The sequence below is a fragment of the Sporichthyaceae bacterium genome (assembly GCA_036269075.1).
In the GTDB taxonomy this organism is placed as follows: Bacteria; Actinomycetota; Actinomycetes; order Sporichthyales; family Sporichthyaceae; genus DASQPJ01.
This window is the reverse complement of sequence record DATASX010000100.1, coordinates 1-26367: the sequence shown is the minus strand read 5'-3', so window position 1 is coordinate 26367 and position 26367 is coordinate 1. Positions and strand designations below refer to the sequence as shown.

The 26367-nt window shown below is 70.3% G+C and carries 27 protein-coding genes; 16 read left to right on the top strand and 11 right to left on the bottom strand.

Features of this window, described 5'->3' with window-relative positions:
* The first annotated feature begins 63 nt into the window (after positions 1-63).
* The 5 genes from VHU88_18525 (at position 64) to VHU88_18505 (ending at position 2949) form a co-directional block, all read left to right on the top strand.
* On the top strand, positions 64-450 hold the full coding sequence (locus tag VHU88_18525; protein ID HEX3613691.1) for a response regulator: 387 nt from the start codon (positions 64-66) through the stop codon (positions 448-450).
* Entirely contained in the window at positions 447-635 is a 189-nt protein-coding gene (locus VHU88_18520; GenBank protein HEX3613690.1) for a response regulator, read from the top strand. Before VHU88_18525 ends, VHU88_18520 begins: the two co-directional genes overlap by 4 nt.
* Positions 623-1789 (top strand): Hpt domain-containing protein, encoded by a 1167-nt coding sequence (locus tag VHU88_18515; protein HEX3613689.1) that lies wholly within the window; start codon positions 623-625, stop codon positions 1787-1789. Before VHU88_18520 ends, VHU88_18515 begins: the two co-directional genes overlap by 13 nt.
* A gap of 208 nt (positions 1790-1997) precedes the next feature.
* Positions 1998-2495: a cysteine dioxygenase family protein gene (locus VHU88_18510; GenBank protein ID HEX3613688.1), complete on the top strand. Its 498-nt coding sequence runs from the start codon at positions 1998-2000 to the stop codon at positions 2493-2495.
* 73 nt (positions 2496-2568) lie between these two features.
* Positions 2569-2949: a rhodanese-like domain-containing protein gene (locus VHU88_18505; protein HEX3613687.1), complete on the top strand. Its 381-nt coding sequence runs from the start codon at positions 2569-2571 to the stop codon at positions 2947-2949.
* A 1-nt stretch (position 2950) separates the two neighbouring features.
* On the opposite strand, the gene VHU88_18500 is transcribed toward VHU88_18505, so the two are convergent.
* Positions 2951-3646 (bottom strand): response regulator transcription factor, encoded by a 696-nt coding sequence (locus VHU88_18500; GenBank protein HEX3613686.1) that lies wholly within the window; start codon positions 3644-3646, stop codon positions 2951-2953.
* Positions 3647-3759: 113 nt separating this feature from the next.
* Between VHU88_18500 and VHU88_18495 the strand changes: the two genes are divergently transcribed.
* Entirely contained in the window at positions 3760-4074 is a 315-nt protein-coding gene (locus VHU88_18495; GenBank protein ID HEX3613685.1) for a hypothetical protein, read from the top strand.
* Between the two features lie 4 nt (positions 4075-4078).
* On the opposite strand, the gene VHU88_18490 is transcribed toward VHU88_18495, so the two are convergent.
* From VHU88_18490 to VHU88_18475, 4 genes are all read right to left on the bottom strand, one after another.
* Positions 4079-5044, bottom strand: a complete 966-nt coding sequence (locus VHU88_18490) for a TIGR03557 family F420-dependent LLM class oxidoreductase (GenBank protein HEX3613684.1) — start codon at positions 5042-5044, stop codon at positions 4079-4081.
* A 44-nt stretch (positions 5045-5088) separates the two neighbouring features.
* The gene (locus tag VHU88_18485) at positions 5089-5424 is read right to left on the bottom strand and encodes a plasmid stabilization protein (GenBank protein ID HEX3613683.1); all 336 of its coding nucleotides are present in this window, start codon (positions 5422-5424) and stop codon (positions 5089-5091) included.
* Positions 5425-5776: 352 nt separating this feature from the next.
* On the bottom strand, positions 5777-6073 hold the full coding sequence (locus tag VHU88_18480) for a hypothetical protein (GenBank protein HEX3613682.1): 297 nt from the start codon (positions 6071-6073) through the stop codon (positions 5777-5779).
* 135 nt (positions 6074-6208) lie between these two features.
* Positions 6209-6766: an SRPBCC family protein gene (locus VHU88_18475; protein ID HEX3613681.1), complete on the bottom strand. Its 558-nt coding sequence runs from the start codon at positions 6764-6766 to the stop codon at positions 6209-6211.
* A 69-nt stretch (positions 6767-6835) separates the two neighbouring features.
* On the opposite strand from VHU88_18475, the gene VHU88_18470 reads away from it, so the two are divergent.
* From VHU88_18470 to VHU88_18450, 5 genes are all read left to right on the top strand, one after another.
* Positions 6836-8302: an MFS transporter gene (locus VHU88_18470; GenBank protein ID HEX3613680.1), complete on the top strand. Its 1467-nt coding sequence runs from the start codon at positions 6836-6838 to the stop codon at positions 8300-8302.
* A gap of 49 nt (positions 8303-8351) precedes the next feature.
* Positions 8352-9599 carry a glycoside hydrolase family 3 N-terminal domain-containing protein gene (locus tag VHU88_18465; GenBank protein ID HEX3613679.1) on the top strand — a complete coding sequence of 416 codons (1248 nt, stop codon included), beginning with the start codon at positions 8352-8354 and terminating at the stop codon, positions 9597-9599.
* 207 nt (positions 9600-9806) lie between these two features.
* Positions 9807-11291: an MDR family MFS transporter gene (locus VHU88_18460; protein ID HEX3613678.1), complete on the top strand. Its 1485-nt coding sequence runs from the start codon at positions 9807-9809 to the stop codon at positions 11289-11291.
* 202 nt (positions 11292-11493) lie between these two features.
* Positions 11494-12555, top strand: coding sequence for a glycoside hydrolase family 43 protein (locus tag VHU88_18455; protein HEX3613677.1), 1062 nt, complete (start codon positions 11494-11496; stop codon positions 12553-12555).
* A 14-nt stretch (positions 12556-12569) separates the two neighbouring features.
* The gene (locus VHU88_18450) at positions 12570-13076 is read left to right on the top strand and encodes a hypothetical protein (protein HEX3613676.1); all 507 of its coding nucleotides are present in this window, start codon (positions 12570-12572) and stop codon (positions 13074-13076) included.
* Positions 13077-13154: 78 nt separating this feature from the next.
* Here VHU88_18450 and ftsH read toward each other — a convergent pair whose 3' ends face one another.
* Complete coding sequence (ftsH, locus tag VHU88_18445; protein HEX3613675.1) at positions 13155-15194, bottom strand: ATP-dependent zinc metalloprotease FtsH; 2040 nt, start codon at positions 15192-15194, stop codon at positions 13155-13157.
* Between the two features lie 296 nt (positions 15195-15490).
* Here ftsH and VHU88_18440 point away from each other — a divergent pair, with 296 nt between their 5' ends.
* A complete protein-coding gene (locus VHU88_18440) occupies positions 15491-16351 on the top strand; it encodes an undecaprenyl-diphosphate phosphatase (GenBank protein HEX3613674.1) in 861 nt (286 codons plus the stop codon).
* Positions 16352-16359: 8 nt separating this feature from the next.
* Here VHU88_18440 and VHU88_18435 read toward each other — a convergent pair whose 3' ends face one another.
* Complete coding sequence (locus VHU88_18435) at positions 16360-17040, bottom strand: hypothetical protein (protein HEX3613673.1); 681 nt, start codon at positions 17038-17040, stop codon at positions 16360-16362.
* Between the two features lie 596 nt (positions 17041-17636).
* Between VHU88_18435 and VHU88_18430 the strand changes: the two genes are divergently transcribed.
* From VHU88_18430 to VHU88_18420, 3 genes are all read left to right on the top strand, one after another.
* The gene (locus VHU88_18430) at positions 17637-18509 is read left to right on the top strand and encodes an NAD(P)-dependent oxidoreductase (GenBank protein ID HEX3613672.1); all 873 of its coding nucleotides are present in this window, start codon (positions 17637-17639) and stop codon (positions 18507-18509) included.
* Between the two features lie 15 nt (positions 18510-18524).
* The gene (locus VHU88_18425) at positions 18525-19229 is read left to right on the top strand and encodes an SDR family oxidoreductase (GenBank protein ID HEX3613671.1); all 705 of its coding nucleotides are present in this window, start codon (positions 18525-18527) and stop codon (positions 19227-19229) included.
* Positions 19230-19649: 420 nt separating this feature from the next.
* Complete coding sequence (locus VHU88_18420; protein ID HEX3613670.1) at positions 19650-20114, top strand: hypothetical protein; 465 nt, start codon at positions 19650-19652, stop codon at positions 20112-20114.
* A gap of 92 nt (positions 20115-20206) precedes the next feature.
* Here the strand turns inward: VHU88_18420 and VHU88_18415 are convergent, their stop codons facing one another.
* Complete coding sequence (locus tag VHU88_18415) at positions 20207-20884, bottom strand: lytic transglycosylase domain-containing protein (protein ID HEX3613669.1); 678 nt, start codon at positions 20882-20884, stop codon at positions 20207-20209.
* Between the two features lie 499 nt (positions 20885-21383).
* Positions 21384-22568 (bottom strand): acetyl-CoA C-acyltransferase, encoded by a 1185-nt coding sequence (locus VHU88_18410; GenBank protein HEX3613668.1) that lies wholly within the window; start codon positions 22566-22568, stop codon positions 21384-21386.
* 125 nt (positions 22569-22693) lie between these two features.
* On the opposite strand from VHU88_18410, the gene VHU88_18405 reads away from it, so the two are divergent.
* Entirely contained in the window at positions 22694-24406 is a 1713-nt protein-coding gene (locus VHU88_18405) for an NAD-dependent malic enzyme (GenBank protein HEX3613667.1), read from the top strand.
* 7 nt (positions 24407-24413) lie between these two features.
* On the opposite strand, the gene VHU88_18400 is transcribed toward VHU88_18405, so the two are convergent.
* Complete coding sequence (locus VHU88_18400) at positions 24414-25445, bottom strand: TIGR03617 family F420-dependent LLM class oxidoreductase (protein HEX3613666.1); 1032 nt, start codon at positions 25443-25445, stop codon at positions 24414-24416.
* Between the two features lie 28 nt (positions 25446-25473).
* Positions 25474-26235 carry an SDR family NAD(P)-dependent oxidoreductase gene (locus VHU88_18395; protein HEX3613665.1) on the bottom strand — a complete coding sequence of 254 codons (762 nt, stop codon included), beginning with the start codon at positions 26233-26235 and terminating at the stop codon, positions 25474-25476.
* Positions 26236-26367 lie beyond the last annotated feature (132 nt).

Genomic DNA, 26367 nt, shown 5'->3' with positions numbered 1-26367 from the left:
GACGGCACCGTCCCGGACCGATGCTGCCGACGAGGGAAGTTCACAACAGCAGGGAGATTCTCGGTGGCTCGCATCCTTGTCGTCGACGACGACCGCGACATTCTTGAACTGGTCCGCATACATCTGCAGCGCGAGGGACATCAGGTCCTGACGGCCACCGACGGACCGGTCGCGCTGCGCGCGCTCGGCCTACGGGACGTCCCGGAACTCGCCGTGCTCGACGTGAACATGCCGGAGATGGACGGCTTCACGCTCGCCGGGCAGTTGCGCGACCAGCCCGGCTGCCGGGACCTGCCGGTGATCTTCCTGTCAGCGCGGTGCGCGGAGCAGGACGTCGCCTCCGGGCTGGGGATGGGCGCCCGCTACCTGACCAAGCCGTTCATGGCCGGCGCGCTGCTGCACTTCGTCGAGACGGCGCTGAAGGAGCGTCAGGTCAACGCGGATTGGTGACGCAAGTGCTCCGGACGGTCGTGGTCGACGACTCGGAGGACATCCGCGCGCTGTGGTGCGCCACCCTGGGCCGCAGCCTGGCCTTCGAGATCTGCGGCGTGGCCGCGGACGGCCCGACCGCGGTCGAGGTGGTGCGGCGCGAACAACCGGACGTGGTCCTGCTCGACCGTCGATGCCCGGCATGAACGGCCTGGCCGCGCTCCCGATGCTGCGTGCGGCCTGCCCGCAGGCGAAGGTCGCCGTGGTGTCCAGCGTCTCCCGGGTGCAGTTCGCGGCCGAGGCGATCGCTTCGGGCGCGTGCGGATTCCTGGAGAAGCACCTGCCGGTGCAGACGCTGGCGACCCGACTGCTGGAGGTGCTCGCAGACCCGTGGCCGGGTGCCACTTCCTCGGTCGCGGACGATGCCTCCGTCGGTGATCAGCTGGTGCTCGTGGTCGAGGCCGATACCCGGCACTGCGCGCTGCTGGAGTACCTGGGCAGTTGGCTGCCCTACCGGATCGACGTGGTTCCGGACCTGGTCGCCGCCATGGCCGCGTTGCACTCCGACGACCCGTGCGTGGTGCTGGTGGACATCAGCGCACCCGGCGTCAGCGAGACCGAGGCCTGGCGTGGGATGCGCCAGGTGTGCGCGGCGGGCGGCATCCCGGTGGTGGCGATCGTCCCTGACGGGCCGGAGCCCGAGGCCGCGCCCCTGCCCGCCGGCGTGGTCGCGGCCCTGCGTAGACCGGTTGACCCGCAGGAGTTCGCCGAGCTGCTGGCCGATCTGACGCAGCGTCACCCGGTGGCTCCCGGGGCGGCCGCGCGTGGGGTTGCCGCGAGCGTGCGCGAGGCGGTGGCGACGTTGGCCGCGGACCTCGGTCCGGACGAGGCCGGCGCGGTGTGGGCCGCCTTCGATCGACACACCGCGGAACGCTGCGCTGCCGCCGCGACTGCCGTCGCTGCCGGCGACCTGGCCGAGCTCGCGCGGCTGGCACATTCCGTGCAGGGCTCGGCCGCGGCCATGGGTATCCCTGCTCTCGCCGAGTTGGCCGCGGCCCTCGACCGGGCCGCCCGGTCGCGGCGCCACGTCGCGGCTGCCCGCCTGAGCACAGCGCTGGCCGGCGTGTTCGCCACGGTGCGCCCGGTGGCTGCCGAGGTGTTCGAGCACCTCGACGCGGCCGGGTCGGCAGGCACACCGCAGGCAGACGGCGTGATCCCGGCGTTGCCCGGCCCGCGCGAACCGGAACGCCTCGACCCGCAGGCGGCGTCGGGCGATCGTCCGCGCAGGCTGCGCGACTGGTTGCGGTCGTCGGGCGAGCCGGAGGCCGCCGGTGAGCGCCGGCGGCATGCCCGCCGCTGACGAAGCGGCCGGCCACCCCGCCTCAGCGGCTCGCCGATCTGACCACACGTCAGGGGTATCGTGATTGACAACTGAACTAGTCGAGTTTAGTTTCATCTCATGACCGCGCTCACCACTCGACGCCACGTGGCCCTGCTCCGCGTGGTCTCAATGGCGTGTCGCTCGCTCGGCTGAACAGCTCCCCCCGAGCGAGATCGAGGAACCGGACGTGCCCAACTTCTTCGGCAGCACGATGCTGCCCGTTCCCCTGGACCTGGCCGAACTGACCACGCTGGTCCGTGAGATCTCCGCCGACGAGGGCTTCTGGCGACCGCACCTGCGGTTGCCGGAGTCGGACGCCCGCTGGTGGACCCTGCTGTGGACCGACCCGGACGTCGACGTGTGGTTGCTGTCGTGGTTGCCCGGACAGGCCACCGAACTGCACGACCACGGCGACTCCGCGGCCGCTTTCGCCGTGCTGTCCGGACAACTGACGGAGAGTCGGATCGAGGCAGGGCGACTGAGGGTGCATCCGCGACCGGCCAGGACGACCACCTGGGTGGCCCCGGGCGTGGTCCACGACGTGCACGGCGCCGGGCAGTCCCCCGCCGCGTCGATCCATGCGTACTCTCCTCCGCTGCGCCGGATGCACTACTACGACGCCGCAGGCGTGCACGTGTTGCGCAGCGTCGCGACCACCGAATCCGAGGAGCCGTTGGAGCGATGAGCGAGCTTGCGAGTGAATCAATGTCACAGTCGCAACCCACCCCGAACGCGCACGCGCGGATCAAGGGCTTCCGGTGAGCGCAGTGGACGAAGTGTTGGCCACGGCCCGCGGGCGCCTGCATCGACTTCGGCCTGCCGAGGCGGTCGAGGCGGTGTCCGTCGGCGCGGTGCTGGTCGACATCCGACCCGCGGCCGACCGCGAGCACGAGGGCGGTATCCCCGGGGCGTTGGTTATCGAGCGCAACGTGTTGCAGTGGCGGCTGGACCCGACCTGCGAGGCTCGGCTGTCGGTCGCGAGCCCGGACCTGCGACCGATCGTGTTCTGCAACGAGGGCTACGCCTCGAGCTTCGCCGCGGCCGACCTGCAGGATCTCGGCCTGACTCAGGCCACCGACCTGGTCGGCGGGTTCCGGGCCTGGCGGGCGGCCGGGTTGCCCGTGACTGTCGCGGGCTGAGTCAGCCGTTCGGCTTGCGCAACTCGGCGCCCAGCACCGCTACCTGCGTGCGGCGTTCCATACCGAGCTTGGCCAGCAACGCCGAGACGTAGTTCTTCACGGTCTTCTCGGCCAGGAACAGCCGCTCGCCGATCTGACGGTTGGTCAGCCCGTCGGCGATCAGGTCGAGGATCTCCCGGTCGCGAGCGGACAGCCCGGCCAATCGCCGGTCCTGCCCGACCCCGCTGCGCAGTCGGCCGATCAGCCGGTCGGTGACGGCCGGGTCGAGCAGCGAGCGACCGGCGGCGACCTGACGGATCGCCTCGACCAGATTGGTACCGCGGATCTCCTTGAGCAGGTAGCCGGCTGCCCCGGCCATCACCGCCGCGAAAACCGCGTCGTCTTCGTCGTAGGAGGTGAGCATCAGGCAGTTGGTGGCGGGCACCGCCGATCGGACGTCTCGGCAGACGTCGATGCCGTTGCCGTCGGGCAGTCGGGCATCCAGCAACGCGACGTCCGGGCGAGCCGCGGGGATGCGCACGACCGCCTCGGCCGCGGTGGCGGCTTCACCGACGACCGAGATCCCGTCCGCGGCCGCCAGCAGATCGGCCAGCCGCGTCGGACGATCTCGTGATCGTCGAGGAGGAAGACCGTGATCGGTGCCACAGCACTCACGGTAACCCGTCCGCAGCCGCCCACTCGGCGGTTCCGCAGACACCCGGGCCGGTCCGGGACGAACCGCCGAGTCAGCCCTGTCCGGACGGATGATTCCCCGGCCCCGTCGGGTCGGTCACGCTCGCCATGGCCGGGGGCTACCGGGGAGGTCGAGGCATGGACACGTACCGGTTGCCGCACCAACCGAGCGCCGCGGACGTCGACCACGACGGCGTGCCGGTGCGGGTCAGCATCCGCAAGCTCGACACAGAGATCCGGCGCCTGCCCGCCCGCGATCGACGCGCCCGGGTACTGGCCGCGCTGTGCGTCCACGACCAACTGGCTCCGCATTCCTGGAACCCGTTGGACGGGAACTTCGTCTGGAACAAGCAGTGGCGGGCTCGGCGCATGCTGCGCAATCCGGCCGCCAAGGCGATATACGAGCAGGCGATGGCCGACTTCCGCTCGACGGCGCGCGACCGTTACCGGTGACCGTTCACCGCTGAGCCAACGCGGGCAACAGTTCCTTGGCCGCCCAGTCCAGGAACTCGTCCTGCACGTCTCCGCCGATCTGCAGCAGAGCGAGGTGGCTGAACCCGGCGGTCCGCCACGCCTCGACGGTCTCGACGACTCGGTCGACGTCCGACCCGCACGGAATCGACGCGGCCACCTCGGACTCGGTGACGGACGAGCTCGCAGCGGCAAATGCCCGCGGCGTCGGCAATTCGGAGTTGACTGCCCAGCCGCCGCCGAACCAGCGGAACTGCTCGTGCGCGCGGCGGGCCGCTCGCGCCTCGTCGGCGTCGAAGCTGATCGGTAGTTGCCCGTAGACCGGCTTGTCGGCACCGTCGCCGTCGCGGAAACGGGTGACCAGGTCCGCCTTGGGCTCGACCATGATCAGTGCGTCGCCCAGGTCGGCCGCCAATCCGACCGAACGCCGGCCGGAGGCCGCGATCCCGATCGGCGGTTTGGAGTCCGGGACGTCGTGGATGATCGCCCGGTCGACCGGGAAGTGCTCGCCGCGCTCGGTGACCTGCTGCCCGGTCCACAGTTCGCGGATCAGGCAGACCGCCTCGGCCAGCATGTCGTGGCGGATGTGCACCGGCGGCCACCCACGCCCGACCACATGTTCGTTGAGGTTCTCCCCGGCACCCAGGCCCAGCGTGAAGCGACCGGGCGCGAGCAACTCGGTCGTCGCGGCCATCTGGGCCACCACGGCCGGGTGGTAACGAATCGTCGGGCAGGTCACGAACGTCGCGAAGGGCAGCGAGTCGGTCGCCTCGAGCGCGGCGGCGAGCACCGACCAGGCGAACGGCGAGTGGCCCTGTTCGGCCAACCACGGCGAGAAGTGATCGCTGATCACGGCGAAGTCGAAGCCGACTTCCTCCGCCCGCACCGCGTTCTCGACCAGGGAACGCGGCCCCGACTGCTCGCACATCAACGTGTAACCGACCTGCACCACGACCTCCGCCTCGCCTCTGGTGGACCGTCCGATCCGACGTCCGCTCAGTTCGAGCGACCTCCGACGGCTTGCTCGAGTTCGGCCTTGCTCATCCGGGAGCGGCCCTTGATCCCGCGCTCCCGGGCCTCGTTGTAGAGCTGCTCCTTGGTGCGCCCGGCCGAGCCGGAGTGAGACCGCAGTCCGCCGCGGCGGCCCGAGGAGATGTCGGAGGTCGAGGTGCGACTCGACTGCCGGGACTCACCGGACCGGGCCCGCTCCTTGTTCACCGTGCGGGCCGCGATCTCCTCAGCCGTCGGCTCGGAGCGACCCCGCTCGCGCAGGCCCTCCTTGATGTGCTCGTACTGGCGTTCCCGCTTCGCGTTCCAGGCCTGTTGCGGCATGTCCCACTCCTCCCGCCTCGACGCCTTCTCTCGTTCCAGGCTTCCCCGGCAGCCGGCACCCATGCAGCGCACGGGCGGCCGAGCAGTCCACTTCCACCCATCGCGCCCCGGCGGTCGAAGCAGTACCCGGCCCCCCATCACCACCCCTGGGCAGAGTCGCAACTGGCGTGGCGATCCCCGGCTTCAAGTCGCCAAACGCGTTGCAACTCAGCCCCGTGGTGGCGGTTTGGCAGGCGCGGTGGGGCGGGCGCGGTGGGGCGGGCGCGGTGGGGCGGGCGCGGTGGGGCGGGCGCGGTGGGGCGGGCGCGCCGGCCTCCGGGTGGCCAGGCAGCGGTGTCGAGCCGCGAACCCCTCAGCTGACGAAGAAACTGACCTCCGCGCCTCGATCGGCCTGCTCCACGCGGGCGTCGAGCAGGTGGTCGCCCATGATCTGCGCCGCGGCGGGCTGGACGAACACGCGCGCCCGACCCTCCTGGATCACCTCGTCGTTCGGCTCCGGACGAGCGGCCACGCGCAGGCTCACCGCCGGGGTCTTTCCGTTGCCGCTGACCGGCTCGGACTCACTCGCGATGCGGATACCGCAGTCGTCCGGCCCGTCGGCGATGAGTGCCTCAATGGCGTTCTTGGCGTTCTCGGTCAAGGTGATCATGCGGGCACCTTCCTCTCTTCGGCGGATGCTCTGTCGGCGAGGGCCACCGCACGGTGGTCCTCTACCGAAGCCCCTGCCCGTTGGCGGCGAACGAATGCATCCGCGCGGCAGACCGGCGCGTCGCGAGGTTCCGCGTCAGTCGCCGGCGTCGGCCTTGTCCGGCGGGTCGACCAGGATCGTGTCGAGGTTGCGCAGCACCACGTGCCAGGCGTGCTCGTGCTCCCGTCCGGCGGACTCGGTCACGAAGCCCGCATGGCTCAGCCGCACGACGGTCCCCGGTCCCGCCGGAGTCAGCACGATGCTCAGCACGGTCTCCGCGCCCGCGGTGCCGCTCGGGCCGGTCACCCAGGTCATCACGATCCGACGGTCGGGTTCGAGGACCAGGAACCTGCCGTAGTGCGGGTAGCGACGGCCGTTGAACTCCGTCTCGAAGTAGAACGGCTCGCCGACCTCGGCCCGCATGACGATCCGCCCGGGCAGCGCCAACCAGCGGTCGGCGTGCACGGTCCAGGCCGCGTAGATCGCCGCCGGCGCGGCCAGCATCTGCCGCTCAACCGTGTGCGAGTGCGGCCGCCCGGACAGGTCCGGCCAGGGAATCGCGTGGTGGTCCGCGGGGCCTCGACGGCCCGAACCAGAACCGCCGGCGTGCTCCGCCGGCGACTCCGGTCCGCCTTCGAACTCCGTGTCTCCCACGAACCGCAGGGTACTGCGCAAATCAGTGCGGGTAGGAGCCAGCCCGAAAGCAAAACGGGAGGTGTGCCGGTGAACGTGCGGACGTCGGACGCGACGCCGGCCGTGACCGACGCGGTCCGCAGCACGATCCCGGCTCGCATCGATCGCCTGCCCTGGTCGCCCTTCCACACCCGGATGGTGCTGGCCCTCGGCGTCGCCTGGGTGTTGGACGGACTCGAGATCACGATCGCGAGCAACGTCGCGGACAAGCTGACCGATCCTGCGGTGCTTGGCCTGTCGGCAACCGCGGCGGGGGCGCTGGCTTCGGTCTACCTGGCCGGCGAGGTCTTCGGCGCCCTGCTCTTCGGGCGCCTGTCCGATCGGCTCGGCCGGCGCAACCTGTTCGCCGTGACCCTGATCGTGTACTTCGCGGGCAGCGCCGCCACCGCGGCCACCCTCGGGTCCGGGCCCGGCTGGGTGGCTTATCTGTACGCAACCCGCTTCGTCGCCGGGACCGGCATCGGCGGTGAGTACGCGGCGATCAACTCCGCGATCGACGAGCTGATCCCGGCGCGCTACCGGGGCCGGGTGGACGTCGCGGTGAACGGCACGTACTGGGCCGGCGCGGCACTGGCCGCGGTGCTGCAGATCCCGTTGTTGGACGGATCACTGGCCCCGGGGTCGGGCTGGCGGATCGCGTTCCTGATCGGACCGGCACTGGGCATCGGGATCGTGTTCGTGCGCCGCAGCCTGCCGGAGAGTCCGCGGTGGCAGCTCATGCACGGCCGAACCGCGGGCGCCGAGGACTCGATCCGCCGGATCGAGGACGAGGTCCGATCCGCCGGGATCGCCCTTTCCGACGTCGACCCGGCGCGGGCGATCGAGGTCCGCCCTGGCCCGGACCGCGGGTACCTGACATTGCTGCGGGTGCTGTTCCGGACTTATCCCCGCCGCGCGGTGCTCGGCGTCACGCTGATGGTCACGCAGTCGTTCCTGTACAACGCGATCTTCTTCACCTATGCGACGGTGCTCTCGGCGTTCTACGGCATTCCGTCCGGATCGACCAGCCGTTACTACATCCCGTTCGCGCTCGGGAACTTCGTCGGCCCACTGCTTCTCGGCTCGGCGTTCGACCGCATCGGTCGGCGACCGATGATCGCTGGGTGCTACCTCGGCTCCGGGATCCTGCTGGCGCTGGACGCCTTCGCGTTCCGGGCGGGAGTCTTCGACGCGTCGACGCAGACCCTGGCCTGGTGCGTGATCTTCCTCTTCGCCTCGGCCGGAGCGAGCGCGGCATATCTGACGGTCAGTGAGATCTTTCCGCTCGAGGTCCGGGCCAAGGCGATCGCGGTCTTCTTCGCGATCGCCCAGTGCGTCGGGGCCCTGGGCCCGATCTGCTACGGGGCACTGATCGACAAGGCCCACCCGAACCCGACCCGCCTCGCCCTGGGCTACGTGCTCGGCGCCGCCGTGATGATGACCGGCGGGGTGGTCGAACTGGCGCTCGGCGTCTCCGCCGAGAACAAGTCGCTGGAGGAGGTGTCGGGTCTAGGCTGACCGCCCGTCGGACCATGATCGACGGAACCATGATCGACGGGGGAGAGCCATGCGGGCGCCACGGCTTCGCCTGGCCGCGCTCGGCGGTGCCGCAGCGCTGCTGGCGGCCTGCGGCGCCGGAGCCGACAAGGCCGCGCCACCATCGCCCTCCGGCGCACCGCCGGCCGCCTCGTCGGCCGCCTCGTCGACACCGTCCGCGGCCGACACCGGCGCGCCCTCGGGCACGCCGTCGGCGGGTTGCCTGTCCACCGCCGACGTCGCCGCCTGGCCGGTCGCGCGACGCGCCGCGACCGTGGTCGTGCTGCCCTCCGCCGACTTCGACTTCACCTCGCTCGCACCGGAGTTGGCGGCCGGGGCCGCCGGGGTCCTGTTCCTCGGCAGCAGCACCGCGCCGGGCGACCTGGCCGCCCGGATCCACGCCGCCACGTCGACCGCGAACGCTCCCGGGCCACTGCTGGTCATGGCCGACGAGGAAGGCGGCGGCGTCCAGCGTTTGAAGGCCTCGGTGCCGAACCTGCCCTGGCCACGGGACCTGGCCGCGACGAGCAGCACCACCGCGGTGCGGTCGCAGGCCGCCGCGCTGGGCCGGGCATTGCGCAAGCTCGGCGTCAACGTCGACCTCGCGCCGGTGCTCGACGTGGACTCCCGGCCCGGCCCCTCCGACGACAACCCGGACGGGTCACGTTCGTTCAGCGGCGACCCGGCCATCGCGAGCAAGTACGGCCTGGCCTTCCTCGAAGGCCTGCGCGACGGCGGGGTGCTGCCGGTGGTCAAGCACTTCCCCGGCCTGGGCGGCTCGACCGGGAACACCGACGTCCGGCCCGCGGCCACGGTGCCGCTGACACAGCTCAAGACCACCGGACTGCCCCCGTTCCAGGCGGCGATCGCCGCCGGCGCCCCGGCGGTGATGATCTCGAACGCGACCGTCCCCGGCCTGACCAGGCATCCGGCGAGCCTGTCCTCGGCGGTGATCGGCGGTCTGCTCGGGTCGCAGCTCGGCTTCACCGGACTTGTCGTCACCGACAGCCTGTCCGCCGGTGCGATCACCGTGGCAACACCTTCGCTCGGTCAGGCCGTTGCCGACGCGATCGAGTCCGGCGCCGACCTGGTGCTGTTCGGCTCGACCCGGACCGCGGCGGACGTCGCGGCGCTGGCACCGGCCCGGCTGGCAGCCTCGTTCAACCAGATCCTCGCCACGATGGCGTCCGAGGTGAGCAGCGGCGCCTTGCCCGAGGCCCGCCTGAACGCCGCGGTGACGCAGGTGCTGCACGCACGCGGCGTACCTCTCTGCGGCTGACCGGCTCATCCGTTCGGAGGATTCGCGGGCGAGCCGTTCGCCGCCCGATCCTGCACGTTCCGCCGAGGCGCAACCTGTCCGGAAAAAGCAGACTCCTCATGAAATGACCGCAGGGGAACGTCGCGACCGACAGGCGCGGACGAGCGGTCGGTGAGCGGGGGGCTTGCGATGCACCAGGAACGTTCGAAGCGCGAGATCTTGATAGTGATGTCCGGTCTGATGATCGTGATGATGCTGGCGATGCTCGACAACACGATCATCAGCCCGGCGCTGCCGACGATCACCGGTGATCTGGGCGGCATGCAGCACCTGGCCTGGGTGACGACCGCCTACATCCTCGGCTCGACCGTCTCGGTGCCGCTGTGGGGGAAGCTCGGCGACATCCTGCCGCGCAAGGCCGTGTTCATGACCTCGATCAGCATCTTCCTGATCGGGTCGATGTTGGCGGGCCTGTCGCAGTCGATGAACCAGCTGATCGCGTTCCGCGCGCTGCAGGGCATCGGCGCCGGCGACCTGATGACCGGCGTAATGGCCTCGATGGCCGTGCTGGTCCCGCCGCGCGACCGGGGCAAGTACACCGGCTACTTCATGGCGGTGATGCCGGTGTCGATGATCGGCGGCCCGCTGGCCGGCGGCTGGATCACCGACAACATCTCGTGGCGCTGGAACTTCTACGTCAACCTGCCGGTCGGCCTGGCAGCGATGATCGTGCTGGCCCGCACGATGAAGCTCCCGCCGAACAAGACCCGGACCGCCGGCTTCGACTGGAAGGGCGCCACGCTGTCGATCTTCTGGATCACCTCCGCGGTCCTGGCGACCAGCTGGGCCGGGACCGAGTACTCGTGGGGTTCGCCGGTCATCCTTGGCCTGTTCGCCCTCGCGGCCCTCGGCCTGGCGGCATTCATCCGCACCGAGCTGCGTGCGGCCGAGCCGGTCGTCCCGGTGCGTGTCTTCGCGATCCGCAACTTCGCGCTGGCGGCAAGCCTGCGGTTCATGGTCGGGTTCACCCTGTTCGGCGCGATGACCTTCCTGCCGCAGTTCCAGCAGTACGTGCAGGGCGCCTCGGCCACCAAGTCCGGCTTGCTGATGCTGCCGATGATGGCCGGTGTGGTCACGATGAGCCTGACCTCCGGTCGGGTCGTCTCGAAGACCGGCAAGTACCGCCTCTTCCCGATCGCGGGTTCGGCGCTGATCATCACGGGCCTGTCGCTGCTCTCGCTGATCCGCGTCGACACCGGCCGGGTCGAGGCAGGCGTGTTCATGTTCATCCTGGGTCTGGGCATGGGCTGCATGTTCAGCACGACCCAGGTGATCGCGCAGAACAGCGTGCCGCTGTCGGACATCAGCTCGGCGACCGCGACCACCTCGTTCATGCAGTCGATCGGTGGCTCGCTGGGGATCTCGCTGTTCGGCGCTCTGTACGCCCATACGCTGGCCGCGGACACCGGCGGCCGGTTCGCCAACGGGCTCTCGGTGCCGCCGTCGGAGTTGAGCAAGCTGCCCGGCTCGGTGGTGAACGCGGTGCAGCACGGCATCACGGACGGGGCGACCAACGTCTTCCTGGTCGCGGCGCTGGCGAGCGTCGTCGGCCTGATCGGGTCGCTGTTCATCAAGCAGGTCACGCTGCGCGGGAGCATCCCGCGGCAGGCCTCGGCGCCGGAGGACTCGGCGATGGACGTGGCGCACGCCTGACGCGGACGCCGCTCATCCGGCCCCTGACCCGCCCGCCGGGTCAGGGGCCGGGTGTCTTTCATGAACCGGAAACGCCCGATCAGCCGATCGATTCGGATACGACAAAACCTCGTACGCATAACGATTCGGCGACTTACTCTTCCCGCATCCGCCCGCTCCGGTAGGTCGCCGAGCGCGTCGCGGGTGGACCACGGGGGCCGGCATGACACTCGAGTCGATCGCACGCACGCGGGCGCCGCGCCGACTTGTCCCGGCCCCGCGCCGCCGCGTGCCGGAGTGGCTGCGCACCTGGCCGATCCCCTTGACCGCCTTGCTCATGACGTTGCGACTGCTGATCCCCGGAACGGCACAGGCCGAGGTTCGGAACCTGCCCACCGACCCGGTCCGGACCATGGCGACCGAGGCGATCGGGCAGGACTTCGCGGACCCGACTGTGCTGGTCGTCGACGGCGTCTACTACGCCTACGCCACCAACAGCGACGGCATGCACATCCAGCTGATGACCTCGACCGACCTGGTCAACTGGAGCTCACCGATCGACACCCTGCCCACATTGCCGGGCTGGGCCCGCACCGGCCGCACCTGGGCCCCGGAGGTCGTCTCGGTCGCGGGCGGGTACCGCATGTACTACTCGCCGGAGGAAGCCTCCTCGGGCCGGGAGTGCATCTCGATGGCCACCGCGGCGACACCGCAGGGCCCGTTCCGGGACACCTCGACGACACCGCTGATCTGCCAGTTGGACCGCGGCGGATCGATCGATCCCGACGTGGTCGCCGACGGCACCGCGTCCTACCTGATCTGGAAGAGCGAGGACAACGCCAAGCACAAGCCCACGAACATCTGGGCCCGGCAACTGGACCCGGCCACGGGCGGTTTTCTCGCCGGCTCGCAGAACACCCGACTGCTGACCGCAACCGCCTCGTGGCAGCAGCCGTCGCTGGAAGGGCCCGCGATGATCTCCGACAGCGGGGGCTACTACCTGTTCTACGGCGCCCACGCCTGGGACTCCGGCCGCAGCGGGATCGGTTACGCCACCTGCGCCTCGCCGCTGGGCCCGTGCGTCGACCGGACCACCGCCGGCCCGTGGTTGACCGGCTCCGGCTCGATGAGCGGGCCGCAGGGGCCCTCGTTCTTCACCGACAGCAGCGGGGCGCCGCACCTGGCCTTCGCGGCCTGGGTCGGCGGTGTCGGCTACAAATCCGACGGCCGGCGTGCGCTGTGGACGCAGCCGTTGGCCCTCCCGCAACCGGCGACCCGCCGGTAGGACAGACTCGCCGGATGGCAGTCACCCGCGACCTGGCCGACCTCCGCGCCGCATATCTGCACGATCTGACGACCAGTCAGCAAGGTGCGTTCACCGGCTGGGCGGCATTCAGCACCACCTTCGGCAGCGTGCGCCTGATCACCCACGCGATCAAGGACAACCGCGGTCCGTTCCGGAACCTCACGGTCGGCTCCGCGCACCTGCACCACTACATGTGGGGCATCCTCGGGCTGAGCGCAGTGGGGTCGGTCGCCGTCAACGGCGACGGGAGCGCGGTCGCGCATCCGCTGGTCGCCATCGCCTACGGGTCCTCGTTGGCCTTGATCGTCGACGAGTTCGCGTTGCTGCTGGACCTGCGCGATGTGTACTGGCAGAAGGAGGGCCGGGTCTCGGTGGACCTGGCCGTCGGGCTGATCGCGGGCATCGGGCTGTGCCTGACCGCCCCGCCGCTGGTGCGCCGCTGGCACAGGCGAATGAGGCGAGCGGAGCAAGAACAAGCGAGCCTGCGAGCCTGTTCGTGATCCCGAGCCGATTGAAGCCTGTTGACCGAAGGGAACATAAACGGCGCGCCCGCCGACTGGCGGGCGCGGCGGGCTGAGTCAGTCGCCCGGGCCCGCGGACAGCAGCGGGTCACCGATCGGACGGGAATCGCGCGGGATGCCCGCGGCGGCGTAGGCGTCGATCTCGTCGAGGGTCTCGACCTCTATCAGCCTGGTCGCCAACGAGTCCAGGTGATGCCGGTTCTCGGTCAACAGTCGGACCGCGTCGGCGTAGCACTCCTCGAGAATTCGCCGAACCTCCGCGTCGACCCGCTCCTCGGTGCCCGGGGCCAGGCCCGACATCCCGAACGGGTTCTCCTGACCCGGCCCGGGCAGCACCGAGACCGGCCCGATCGCCGCCGACATGCCCCACCGGCCCACCATCTGCCGGGCGATATTGGTCGCCTGCTCCAGGTCGCTCTCCGCGCCGGTGGTGACGTCGCCGTAGACGATCTCCTCGGCGGCCCGGCCGCCCATGGCCCCAGTGATGCGGCCGCGCAGGTACTCCGCGGAGTAGCCGTACCGGTCGGTGGTCGGGCTCTGGAACGTGACGCCGAGCGCGCGGCCACGCGGGATGATCGTGACCTTGCGGACCGGGTCGGCGCCCGGGGTGAGCATGCCCAGCACCGCGTGCCCGGACTCGTGGAACGCGGTGCGTTCCTTCTCATCCTGGGAAAGCATGATCCCGCGGGCGGTGCCCAGCAGAATCTTCTCCAGGGCGTCGGAGAAGTCCGCCGAGGTCACCGAAAGGTAGTTGCGCCGGGCCGCCGACAGGGCCGCCTCGTTCACCAGGTTCTTGAGGTCCGCGCCGACCATGCCCGGCGTCGAACTGGCGATCGCCCCGAGGTCGACGTCGTCGGCCAACGGCACGCTGCGCGAGTGCACCTCGAGGATGGCCTTGCGCCCGGCCAGGTCGGGCGGACTGACCATGACCCGCCGGTCGAATCGACCCGGCCGCAGCAGCGCCGCGTCGAGGATCTCCGGACGGTTGGTCGCGGCGAGCACGATCACGCCCTCGCTGCCGGTGAACCCGTCCATCTCGGTGAGGATCTGGTTGAGCGTCTGCTCGCGCTCGTCGTGCCCACCGATCGAGGCGCCCCCACCGCGGGCGCGGCCGATCGCGTCCAGTTCGTCGATGAAGATGATCGCCGGGGCGACCTTCTTCGCCTGCGCGAACAGGTCGCGGACGCGGGAGGCGCCGACGCCGACGATCATCTCGACGAACTCACTCGCCGACATCGAGAAGAACGGCACGCCGGCCTCCCCGGCCACGGCTCGCGCCAGCAAGGTCTTGCCGGTGCCGGGCTGCCCGGACAGCAACACACCGCGCGGGATCTGGGCGCCGAGCCGGCGGAACCGGTCCGGGTCGCGCAGGAAGTCGACGATCTCGGAGACCTCGTGCTCCACCTCGTCGATGCCGGCCACATCCTCGAACGTCGTCCGGGGCCCGGCGTCGGGCTGGTAGAGCTTCGCCCGCGATCGGCCCAGGCCGCCGATACCGCCGCCGGCGGCGGCGCGGCGGAACCACCAGACGGCGACGCCGACCAGCAGCAGCGTCGGGCCGAACCCGGCCAGCAACTGCTCCCACCACGGGGCCGGTTGGTCCGGGGACTTGGCGTTGACGATGACGTTGTGGTCGGACAGGTCGGTGAGCAACTTGTCGCCCGCGAACGACGGGCGCTGGGTCGAGAAGTGCGACACCTGGGTCGTGTCGGAGGAGTTCGGCGGGTAGGCGACCTTGTTCTTGAAGTCGCCCTGGATGGTGTCGGCGGTCGAGGTGATCTCGTCGACGTTGTTCGCCTGCACCTGCTGGGTGAAGAACGTGTAGGAGACCTGGGTACGCCCGGTCGGCCGGAGGAACAGGCCGGAGACGATCCAGTTGATCGCCAGGAAGATCGCCAGGATCACGAACCAGCGCGGGCGGCGCAGCATGCCGCCGTTGTTGGGCGGCCCCGGTGGGTCGGAGCCGGGCCCCTTCGGCAGCCCTTCCACCCGCCACGGCGTAGCCGGCTCGGGCGTCGACGGCTTGCGGCCCAGCCTGGGGCGCTTGGCCGGATCGGCCTCAGGCGGGCGCGGCGGCGTCTTGCTCGGCTCCGTCACAGGCCATTCCTCCCTCACCCCACCGCGCCGGGCGCGCGGTCGCCGGGTGCAGCGCGCGAACTCCAGACGCTTGCGCAACCGACCTGGCGATTGTCGAGGATATGACCGGCGGGCCCAGCCCGCCGTCGCGACGCCCGGTGGGGGGCCGCCGAGCGTCCCCGAGGAGGCTTCCGGCCGCCCGGCGGAACTTCCGGTGAACCGCCCGCCAACATCGCGGTTGCGCTCGCTGTCGACCCCGCCGCAGGCCCCAGGATCGTCCACGAGCGAGCGGCGCGAACTCCGGGGGGACGACCTGCATGGCCGACATCAGCTACCTCCAGGCGGTGTCGGTCGGTCTGCTCCAAGGCGTCACGGAGCTCTTCCCGGTCTCCTCGCTGGGACACTCGGTGTTGGTACCGGCGTGGATCGGCGGGAGTTGGCGGCACCTGGTCACCGAGTCGGCCAGCCACGACAGCAGCCAGTCGCCGTACCTGGCCTTCGTGGTCGCGCTGCACGTCGCGACCGCGCTGGCGTTGCTGTTCCACTACCGCGCGGACTGGGTGCGGATCGTCCGGGCCGCGGTGCAGGTGGCGACGACCCGGCGCGTGCGGACCTCGACCGAGCGGCTGACCGTGCTGCTGGTGATCGCCACGATCCCGGTCGGGATCCTCGGCCTGGCGTTGGAGAAGGCGTTCCGGACGGTGTTCGCCAAGCCGGAGGCCGCCGCGGTGTTCCTGACCCTGAACGGCCTGATCCTGCTGGCCGGTGAACGCCTGCGGCGGCGAGAGCGGACCCGGGCCCTGGACGACCTACGACCTGCCGAGGCGGCGGGGATCGGGCTCTTCCAGAGCCTGGCGCTGCTGGCCGGCATCTCCCGGTCCGGCGTCACGCTGGTGGGCGGCCTGGTCCGCGGGCTGGACCACGACGACGCCGCCCGGTTCGCGTTCCTGCTGGCGACCCCGGTGATCCTGGCGGCGGGCGTGCTCAAGTTGCCCACGCTCGCCGGATCGGCCGGCCACGGGATCCATGGTCAGGTGGTCGTCGGCTCACTCGCCGCCGGCGTCGCGGCCTACGCCTCGGTGGTGTTCCTCACCAAGTGGTTCCACACCCGGACGATGAACCCGTTCGCCGTCTACTGCCTGGTCGCCGGGATCGCCAGCGCGATCCATTTCGCCTGACGAGACTCTCAGCCCAGGGAGATCGCGGGCGTGTAGACGCGGACGCCCTCGAGGTCCTCGGTCCAACCCAGGTAGTTCAGGCCCCAGTCGTTCGCGATCGTCGACAGCCGAACCTTGGAGATGTGCCCGGTGTACGGCTGATCGGTGCTGACGATCCACCCGTTGCCCAGCGAGACCGCGACGTGGCCGGCGCCGGACGAACCGCCCGACCAGAACACCGGCACACCGGCCGGCGGGCGCCTGTCGCCGCGATGCTTGTGCCGCGCCGCCCGCCAGGCCCCGATCGCCGAGCCCTCGTTGCTGGGCAGTTTGAACGCCGTCCGGACGAACGCCAGACACATGTGCGCCCAGTCGTGCCGCGCCCCGACATAGCGCTCGGCCCGCCGGAGCGCCGCCAGGTTGATCTTGGCCAGCGACACCAGCGTCGGCTTGGGAGCCGCGATCGTGGCCGGCAGATTGAGCGCCGGACGCAGCAGGTCGCGACTGGCGCTCTTGCCCAGGTCGTCGCGTCCGATCAGGTCGGCCGCGCCGGCCGCGCTCTGCCCGGAGTTGGCGGCCGTCTCCTGCACCGCGAATCCGAAGCCCACCAGCAGCGCGCCCGCGAGGCCGCCCCGCGCCACGAGGCCTCGGCGGTACTCCTTGCGTTGCAGACCGCTGTCGGGTCGGCGGTGCTTAGCCGGCTCCGCCATCAGTCGGCCACTTCGCCCGCGCATGCGCGCAGCGGTGACCGCATCGTGCCTGTGAGGTCCATGCCGTTCCCTGCCGCCCGCTCGCCCGGCCCCGCGTCCTCTACAGGAAAGCTGATCGAAAACGAATTTCGGCGAACTCGGGCACGGAAAAGGGAAACGAGCCGTCAAGAATCGGTCGCAGCAGGTTTACTCCGCAGATTGTCTCGATCGTTTTTGTGAGATCGAATTTGTTGCGTCGCAGATCTTTCGGGGCGTCAGTTTCGCGGTCGGGCCATCCGCGGTCATCGCCCCGACTTGCCAACGACGCCACACTCGTCCACATATGTGCAGATCAGAGCATCCGCCGTTCGGCCGAGTCGACCGGCCGCGCGGACCGACCGGACCGTCGCGGTGGCGGCGTCGGTCGGGCTGAACTGATCACGTATTCCCTGTCCCGCCCACCGAATATCGACCGCAAAAGCTGCGGCCGAGCAAGGAAAAGCAACGGTCGAATTCCAACGTTCGCAAGCGGTCGGGCGACCCATTGCAGACCCCGAATTCGGCGCGTTCTAGCCTCGAACGTGTTGGACCGATACGCCGACGGAGGGAGACGCATCATGCGAGTCGCGGTCCTGGGTCTGGGTCAGATGGGTTCGCCCATCGCTCGGAACCTCATGCAGGCGGGGCACGAACTCCTCGTGTGGAACCGGACGCCGGCGAAGGTCGAGGCGCTGCGTGCGGACGGGGCAACCGTCGCGGCGACGCCACGGGAAGCGGCCGAGGCCGACGTCGTGATCACCATGCTCGCCGACGACGATGCGCTGTCCGCGGTGCTCGACGGGCCCGACGGCATCCTGGCCGCGGACAAGCTCGGGGTGCACGTCTCGATGAGCACGATCAGCGTCGCGCTGGCCGAGCACCTGACCGCGACCCACAGCGAACGCGGCGAGGCGTTCGTCTCGGCCCCGGTATTCGGTCGCCCGGACGCCGCCGCGGCGGCCGCCCTGTCCGTCGTCTGCGCCGGACCGGCCGACGCGCTGGAGAGGTGCACGCCGCTGTTCGAGGCGATCGGTCGGCGCGTGTTCCCGTTGGGGGACCATCCGCCCGCCGCGAACCTGCTGAAGCTCACCGGCAATTTCATGATCATGGCCACGATCGAGACGATCGCCGAGGCGATGACGCTGGCGGAGAAGGGCGGCATAGCGCGCGGGAAGCTGTTGGAGGTGCTCACCGGCACCTTGTTCGACGCCCCCGTCTACCGCACCTACGGCCAGATCCTGGTCGAGGACCGGTTCCGACCGGCCGGATTCGCCGCTCCGCTGGGCCTGAAGGATCTGCGCCTGGTCGCCGCGGCCGCCGAGGCGCAACGCACGCCCATGCCGTTGATCGGAGTGGTGCGCGACCATCTGCTCTCCACGCTGGCCGTCGACGGTGAGGACATCGACTGGTCCGCGCTGGCGTTGTCCGTGCGCCGGGCAGCCGGGGCCTGAGGGGAGGACGACCCGATGATTGCGCAGCCGTGCACGGTCGTCGTCGGTGGCACGTCAGGCCTCGGGCGGGCCGTGGCTGCGCGGTTCGCGCAGACGGGTCATCGCGTCGTGGTCACCGGCCGCGATGCCGCACGCGCCAAGTCGACCGCCGCGGAACTCGGTGGCGAGGTCCGGGGCGTCGCCTTCGATCTGGCCGAGCCGGAGCAGATCGAGGCCGCGCTGGGCGATGTCGGTCCGGTCGACAACCTGATCGTTGCGGCGATCGAACGCGACCTGAACTCGGTGCGGGAGTACAAGTTGCCCGAGGCCCGGCGCCTGACGTTGCTGAAACTGGTCGGCTACACCGAGGTTGTGCACACGCTTTCGCCACGGTTCACCGACCGGGCGGCGGTCGTGCTGTTCGGCGGCCGGGCGAAGGATCGTCCCTACCCGGGTTCGACGACGGTATCCACGATCAACGGTGGGATCAGCGGCCTGATGCGCACCATGGCCGTCGAACTCGCGCCGGTGCGCGTCAACGCCATCCATCCCGGACTGGTTGGCGACACCCCTTTCTGGGCGGCGAAGCCCGCAGAGGTCCTGGCGCCGGTGGTGGCCCGGACGCCGACTGGACGACTGGCCACGACCGCCGACATCGTCGACGCGGTGGAGTTCCTGGTAGGCAATCAGTCTGTCAACGGCATCGACCTCTACATCGACGGCGGCACGATGTTGCTCTGAATCGACCAACACGTCTTGTGGAAAGGCGTGGTGGTCCTTGCCGGCACGGGATCTGACGTATCGTCAGGTGAGTCGGCGTCAGTAGTCCGCAACGCGCGGGGTTCGCCCGAACGGGTGAATGCTCGCCGGCGGCCGCACGCCGCAGCGCAGCCGGAACTGCCAGGTCAGCGACACGCCGCCGCTCGACTACCACAACCGCGACACGGTGCCCGGTTGCTGGACATCGCCACCGGGCGATGCCTGAATGGAATCACTGCGGTTCATGAACGCGAACCCAGTCGGTCGTCGAGGAAACGGCGACCCCCCTGGTCCCTGCAGCGTGGGATCCGCGTCCGGTGCGAGCGCCCGGACGTTCACCGAAGAACCATCCAGAACGCCGGTGGGCGAATCCGCGCCCGCCTGGAATCAAGGAGTTTCCAAGTGAATCGACGTCTGCCTTCTGCAGTCTGCAAGTTCCTCCCCGTCGTCGCAGCCGCCGGCCTCGCGCTGGCTGCCTGCAGCACGGGGACCCCGTCCACCAGCACGGCCGAGACCAATCCGCCGCCCGCGGTGGCGCCCGCCGCCACGCCCGCACCCCCGGCGCCTTCGTCGAGCGGCGCGGGTGAGTCCGGCGCCCCGGGCGGTGGCACCACCGGCACCCCGGGTACGGCGGGCGCCCCTGGTGGCACCACCGGCAGCGCTCCGGGCGGGGCCGTCGGCGGCGTGCCGGGCGGTCAGAGCAACGGTGCCATCGCCTACGACAAGCACAAGAAGGACAAGAAGGGCGGCGCGGACTCGACTGCCCCCGCCGGTTCCGACGCCGGTGCGCCGACCGCCGGCTCCACGGCGGGTGGCTCGGCGGGCGCTCCCCCCGGTGGCGCGCCGAGCGGCCCGACCGCCGGCTGACCACGCACCACCCGCAAGACCACGCGAGCCCTCCGCTCACGTCAGCGAAAGCGTGCGCTACAGCGCTCGCTTTCGCTGACGTAGTGGGTGGATCAGTAGTTGTGGTGGTGCCGCCAGTGCGCCCAGGCGGCACACGGCGAGCCGTACCGCTCGTCCATGTAGTGGATCGCCCAGCGGATCTGCGTGCGCGGGTTGGTGCGCCAGTCCGCGCCGGCCGAGGCCATCTTGCGGCCGGGCAACGCCTGCGGCAGGCCGTAGGCGCCCCGCCGGTTGCCGGCGCGCGGGTCCCAGTCGCTCTCCCGCTTGATGATGTGGGAGAAGCAGCTGAACTGCGCGTCGTTATGGATCATCTCGCGGGCCATTTCCTGATACCTGGCCTTGTTCCCACTGACGTGGTCTCCAGGGCCCTGCTTGCGGTGCCGGCCATGGTTCTTGTGGTGCTTGCGATGGTGGTCGTGGGAGTTGTGTGCACCGCGGTGGCGCCCTTGGCCCTCGTCGCCGTAGTACCAGCCGCCGTTGTCATCACCGTCGCCGTAGCCGTACCCGTCGCACCAGTCGGCGTCCTCGTCGTCGCAGTCCTCGGTGCCCCAGTCCTGCGTCTTCTGCGGGGCACTCACCGACGTGGCCGGCTTGGCGGAGTGCGAGGCCTCGCCGGCCTGCGCGCCGGGGGCCAGCGCGAGCACGGTGCCGCCGAGCAGCACACCACTGGCGGCGGTGCTCAGGACAGTCTCGCGATAGGTATGGCGCTTGAGTCGACGGTGGGCAGCCATGTGGGGAACTCCTGATCGTCCGAACCGTTGATTGCGCGCTTTCGACGGCTCCGGACGATCATTGGCACCCGGATTTCGTCAACCGAATGGACTCGGATTTGGACGGTAAGCAGCGATCCGAGGCCCGTCAACGCGGTAAAAGGGTCGTTCGTGACATCTGACGGAACGCCAGATCCGAGGGCCGAATCGCAACAAACTGGTCCAGAACGGACAGAGATGGGGCGGCCAAATCCGGGCAAAACGGACACAAGCCGGGAAACCCAAGATCTTATGTCTTGCCGCACTCTTTGCGAGCTTGGCCGCCTTACCGACTAATACCGGCCCTGGGGAACAGCCGGAATTAATGTGCATAGTTGCGCGCTTCCCGTGCTCGACTAGATCATTTCCGTGACAGGCGAAGTGAGATCGAGGCACCGGACGGCACATATTCCGTACCGAAAGCGAAGATCTATAAACCTGACCACGCAAAGTCGTGCCGCGAGCGTGCCGCACCGGCGGATCAGGTGCTTTCCCACAGCGAGGCAATGCCCTGGCCGACCCCGATGCACATCGTGGCCGCGCCCCGGCCGCCCCCGCGACGACGTAGTTCGTGCAACAGGGTCGTGACGATCCGCGCGCCGGAGCAGCCCAGCGGGTGCCCGATCGCGATCGCGCCGCCGTTGACGTTCACCCTGTCGGGGTCGAGCTTGAGCTCGTCGCACACGGCCAGCCCCTGTGCTGCGAAGGCCTCGTTCACCTCGATGAGGTCCAGGTCGTCGGTCGTCCAACCGGCGCGCCGCAGAACCTTTCGCATGACCGGGACCGGGCCGATGCCCATGTAGTCCGGGTGCACGCCCGCGGCACCGGAACCGACGTAGCGCGCCAGCGGGTTCAGCCCGACCCGGTTCACTGCGGACTCGGACATGAGCAGGACCACCGCGGCGCCGTCGTTCAACGGCGAGGAGTTTCCCGCGGTGACCGAGCCGCCCGTTCGGAACGCCGGCTTCCGGGTGCGCAACTGATCCATCGTCAGATCTGCTTTGACTCCCTCGTCCGCGCTCAGCGAACCCTCCGGCAGGTCCACCGGGACGATCTCGTCGGCGAAGCGGCCCGCAGCCCAGGCGGCGGCGGCGTTCGCGTGGCTGCGGGCCGCGAGGCGGTCCTGGCGCTCCCGGCTGATCCCGTAGCGGTCGGCGACGTTCTCAGCGGTCTCACCGAGGCTGATCGGCGGGTACTTCTCCGTCATCCAGGGGGAAACCAGCCGCCAGCCCAGCCGGGTGTCGACCACGTCCAAACCGCGCGGGAAGGCCTCGTCCGAGCGGGGCAGCACGAACGGGGCGCGGGTCATCGACTCCACCCCACCGGCCACGATGACGTCGGCCTCACCGGCAGCGATCGCCCGGGCGCCGGCGGAGAGCGCCTCCATGCCCGAGCCGCACAACCGGTTGACCGTCGCGCCCGGCACGTCGACAGGCAGACCCGCCAGCAGCGCAGCCATCCGCGCCACGTTCCGGTTGTCCTCACCGGCCTGGTTGGCAGCACCCCAGTACACGTCGTCGACGGTCGCCGGGTCCAACTGCGGCGCGCGAGCCAGCAGTGCCGCCAGCACGACTGCGGACAAGTGGTCGGGCCGCACACCGGACAGCGCGTCCTTGATCTTCCCGATCGGCGTGCGGCAGGCGTCGATGGCGTACACGGCACCCATTGGAAACCTCCAGATACGTGGCACCCGACGCCACACTCTACTCTATTCCCACGTTTCTCCATGTGTATGTAGCATAAATGCTCCGGTATGCGGCTCCCGCTCAACGCTGCGGCAGACTGCAGGGCATGACCGAACGTCCGTACGACCTGGTGCGCTCCGGCTCCGCGTGGACCGCGCAGGTGCGAGTCCGGGGGCACGCCGTGCTCTCGCTCCCACTCCTGAACCGCGGCACCGCCTTCACCGACGCCGAGCGCGAGGCGCTGCGCCTGTCCGGCCTGCTGCCCGACGGCGTCTCGACGATGGACGGCCAACTGCGCCGGGTCTACGGCCAGTACCTGCGGCAGCCCACCCCGCTGGACAAGCACGTGTACCTGGGCAACCTGCGCGACCGCAACGAGGTGCTGTTCTACAGCCTGCTGGCCGAGCACATCGAGGAGATGCTCCCGATCGTCTACACCCCGACGATCGGCACCGCGATCGAGCGATTCAGCCATGAGTTCCGCCGCCCGCGTGGCGCCTACCTGTCGGTCGATCACCCCGAGGAGATCGAGGCCCGACTGCGTAACACGGGCGCGACGGCCGACGACGTCGACCTGATCGTGGCCACCGACGGCGAAGGCATCCTCGGCATCGGGGACTGGGGCGTGGGCGGGGCCCAGATCGCCGTGGGCAAGCTCGCCGTCTACACCGCCGCCGCCGGGATCCACCCGCGCCGGGTGCTGCCGGTCATGCTCGACACCGGCACGGACAACCTCGCGCTGCTCAACGACGACGTCTATCTCGGCATCCGGCACGCCCGCGTCCGCGGCGACCGGTACGACGAGTTCATCGAGTCCTTCGTCGAAGCCGTCGGCAGGGTGTTCCCGAACGCGATGCTGCACTGGGAGGACCTCGCGGCGGGCAACGCCCGGCGGGTGCTGACTACCTACGCCCAGCGGTGCTGCACGTTCAACGACGACATGCAGGGCACGGCCGCGGTGGTGCTGGCCGCCGCGTTGGCCGCCGTACGCTCGATCGGCTCCAGGATGCGCGACCAACGCATCGTGATCCACGGCGCCGGCACCGCAGGCATCGGCATTGCGGACATGCTGTGCGACGCCATGGTCGCGGACGGACTGCCACGGGACGTCGCGACGGCCAACATCTACGCCCTGGGCAGTCGCGGCCTGCTGACCACCGATCAGGCCGCCACGATCCGCGACTTCCAACTCCCCTACGCGCGGACCCCGCAGGACACCGGGGGCTGGGCCAAGGACGGCGGTGTGCCCACGCTGGCCGACGTCGTCCGCGAGGTCGCCCCGACCATGCTCATCGGGACCTCGGCGCAACCGGCCGCGTTCACCGAGGCGATCGTGCGCGACATGGCCGCGAACACTGCCCGACCGATCGTCATGCCGTTGTCCAACCCCACCTCCAAGTGCGAGGCGCTGCCGGGCGACCTGATCCGATGGACCGACGGTGCGGTGCTGGTGGCCACCGGCAGCCCGTTCCCGGCGGTCGAACACGCCGGCGTGACACACACCGTGGCCCAGGCGAACAACGCCCTGATCTTCCCCGGCCTCGGCCTGGGCGTGATTGCGTCGCGGGCGAGCCGGGTCAGCGACGGCATGTTGATGGCGGCGGCGCAGACGCTGGCCGACATCGCCCCGGGCAGCGGGGCGGGCGCGTCGCTACTGCCGCCGGTGACCGATCTGCGGGCGGTCTCCGCCGCGGTGGCCGCCTCGGTCGCCAAGGCCGCCGCCCGCGAGGGGCTGGCGCGTACCCCGTTGACCGACCCGGTGCAGCAGATCCACGAGGCGATGTGGCGCCCGTCCTATCCGCAGGTGCAAGCGATCTGACTGCCCGTCAGTCGGCGGCGACGGCCCGCGCGATCTCGCCCCAGCGGCCGAGGTTGTCCGGGTTGCGGTCGAGGTCGTCGAGGGTCAGGTAGGAGATGACCCGCTCGGCGTGGTCGCCGTATCGGGCCCGGACCCGGTCCGCGATCTCCTCCCACGGGCCGACGATCGCGAACTGCTCGAGCATCTCCTCGGTGATCGTCTCGATCAGGCCCTCGCGGTCGCCGGCCTTGAGCAGCGTGTTGAGTCGTTCGCTGGTCCCGGTGAACCCGAGGTCGTCGAACTGGAAGGCGTAGTTGCGGGTCGAGCCGTAGAAGGCGATCTGCTCGCGGGCCCGCTCGGTGAGGAACGCGCGTTCCTCCACGGAGTCGCCGGGCACGATGAAGACCGGGATCAGCAGGTCGACGGCGTCCGGCTTGCGCCCGGCGCGGTCCAGGCCCTCGCGCACCGACGGGAGCAGGCGGCTCTCCAGGTAGTGCATCGAGTGCAACGGGTGGACGTGGATGCCGTCGGCGAACTCCCCGGCCATGCGGCACATCCACGGCCCGACCGCGGAGATGTCGACCTTGACGTGGCCATGGTCGTGCAGCGGCGGCAACCACTGTGCGGGCAGCAGGGTCATCTCGTGATGCTGGCTGTGGTGGTCCAGCTTGGACTCCCGGCGGAACGCGGCGAGCACGTCCTGGACCGCGAGCACATAGTCGCGCAGCCGCGGGCCGGGCGGGTCGAAGGGGACGCCGTACCGGCGTTCGATGTGCGCCTTGACCTGGCTGCCGAGGCCGAGGCGGAATCTGCCGCCGGTGTTGTCGGCGAGCTCCCACGCGATGCTCGCGGCCATCATCGGGCTGATCGGGAAGGCCACCGCGACGCCGGTGGTGAAGTTCAGCGACGGGGCCGCGTTCGCGGCGGCCGCGATGCCCATCCACGGTGTCTGGCCGGTCTCGGTGAACGTCATCCCGGTGAAGCCCGCGGCCTGCACCGCCCGGGCGATTGCGGCCACATCGGCCCACCGCCGGGGGCCGGCCATGACGTCGATCTGCATGCTCACTCCAGGTGTTGTCGGTGCCGACTCAGGCCATCGTCAGTCCGCCGCTGACGGACAGTGTCTGGCCGGTGATGTAGCCGGCCCCGTCGGAGGTCAGGAACACCACCGCGGGCGCGATGTCCTCCGGCGTGGCCAACCGGCGCATGGGGATCGCCCGGGTCAGCGACTCGACGAACTTGGCGCCGTCGCCGAGCTCGTCCGCCATGCCCCGGATCAGCGGGGTGTCGGTGGGACCGGGGCAGACCACGTTGACGGTGATGCTGTGCCGGGCGACCTCGCGGGCCACGCTCTTCGAGAACGCCACGACGGCACCCTTGGAGCCCGCGTAGACCGACTCCAGCGACGATCCGACCCGCGCGGCGTCGGAGGCGACCGAGACGATGCGGCCGTAGCCGCGGTCGACCATCCGGGGCAGGACCGCGTGCACCGTGTTCAGCGCGCCGCGGTAGTTGACTGCGATGACCCGGTCCCAGAACTCCGGGGTGCTGTCGACGAAGGCCATGAAGCGGTCCCAGCCGGCGACGTTGACCAGCACGCCGATGCCACCGTGGTCGGTCTCCACCTGCTCCACGGCCGCGCGAACCGCAGCGGTGTCGGCGACGTCCAGTCCGATCCCGAGGTGACCGGCGCCGGGCAGTTCGGCCGCGGCCGCCGCGGCGCGGTCCGGTTCGAGGTCGACGACGACGACCCGCCGGCCGGCTGCGGCGAGCCCGCGGCAGACCGCGCCACCGATGCCGCCCGCGCCGCCAGTTACGAACGCCAGGTCGTGCTGCGTATCGCTGCTCATCTCGTCCCCAGCCGTCGCGATCCCGGATCACTATGGCGGGCGCCCCACCCGCCCCGTCCTCCGGGTGCGGCGGCGCCCCAGATACCCATCTTCTGACGTGTCGCGCGCCCGTCCCGACATGTGGAAGGGCGC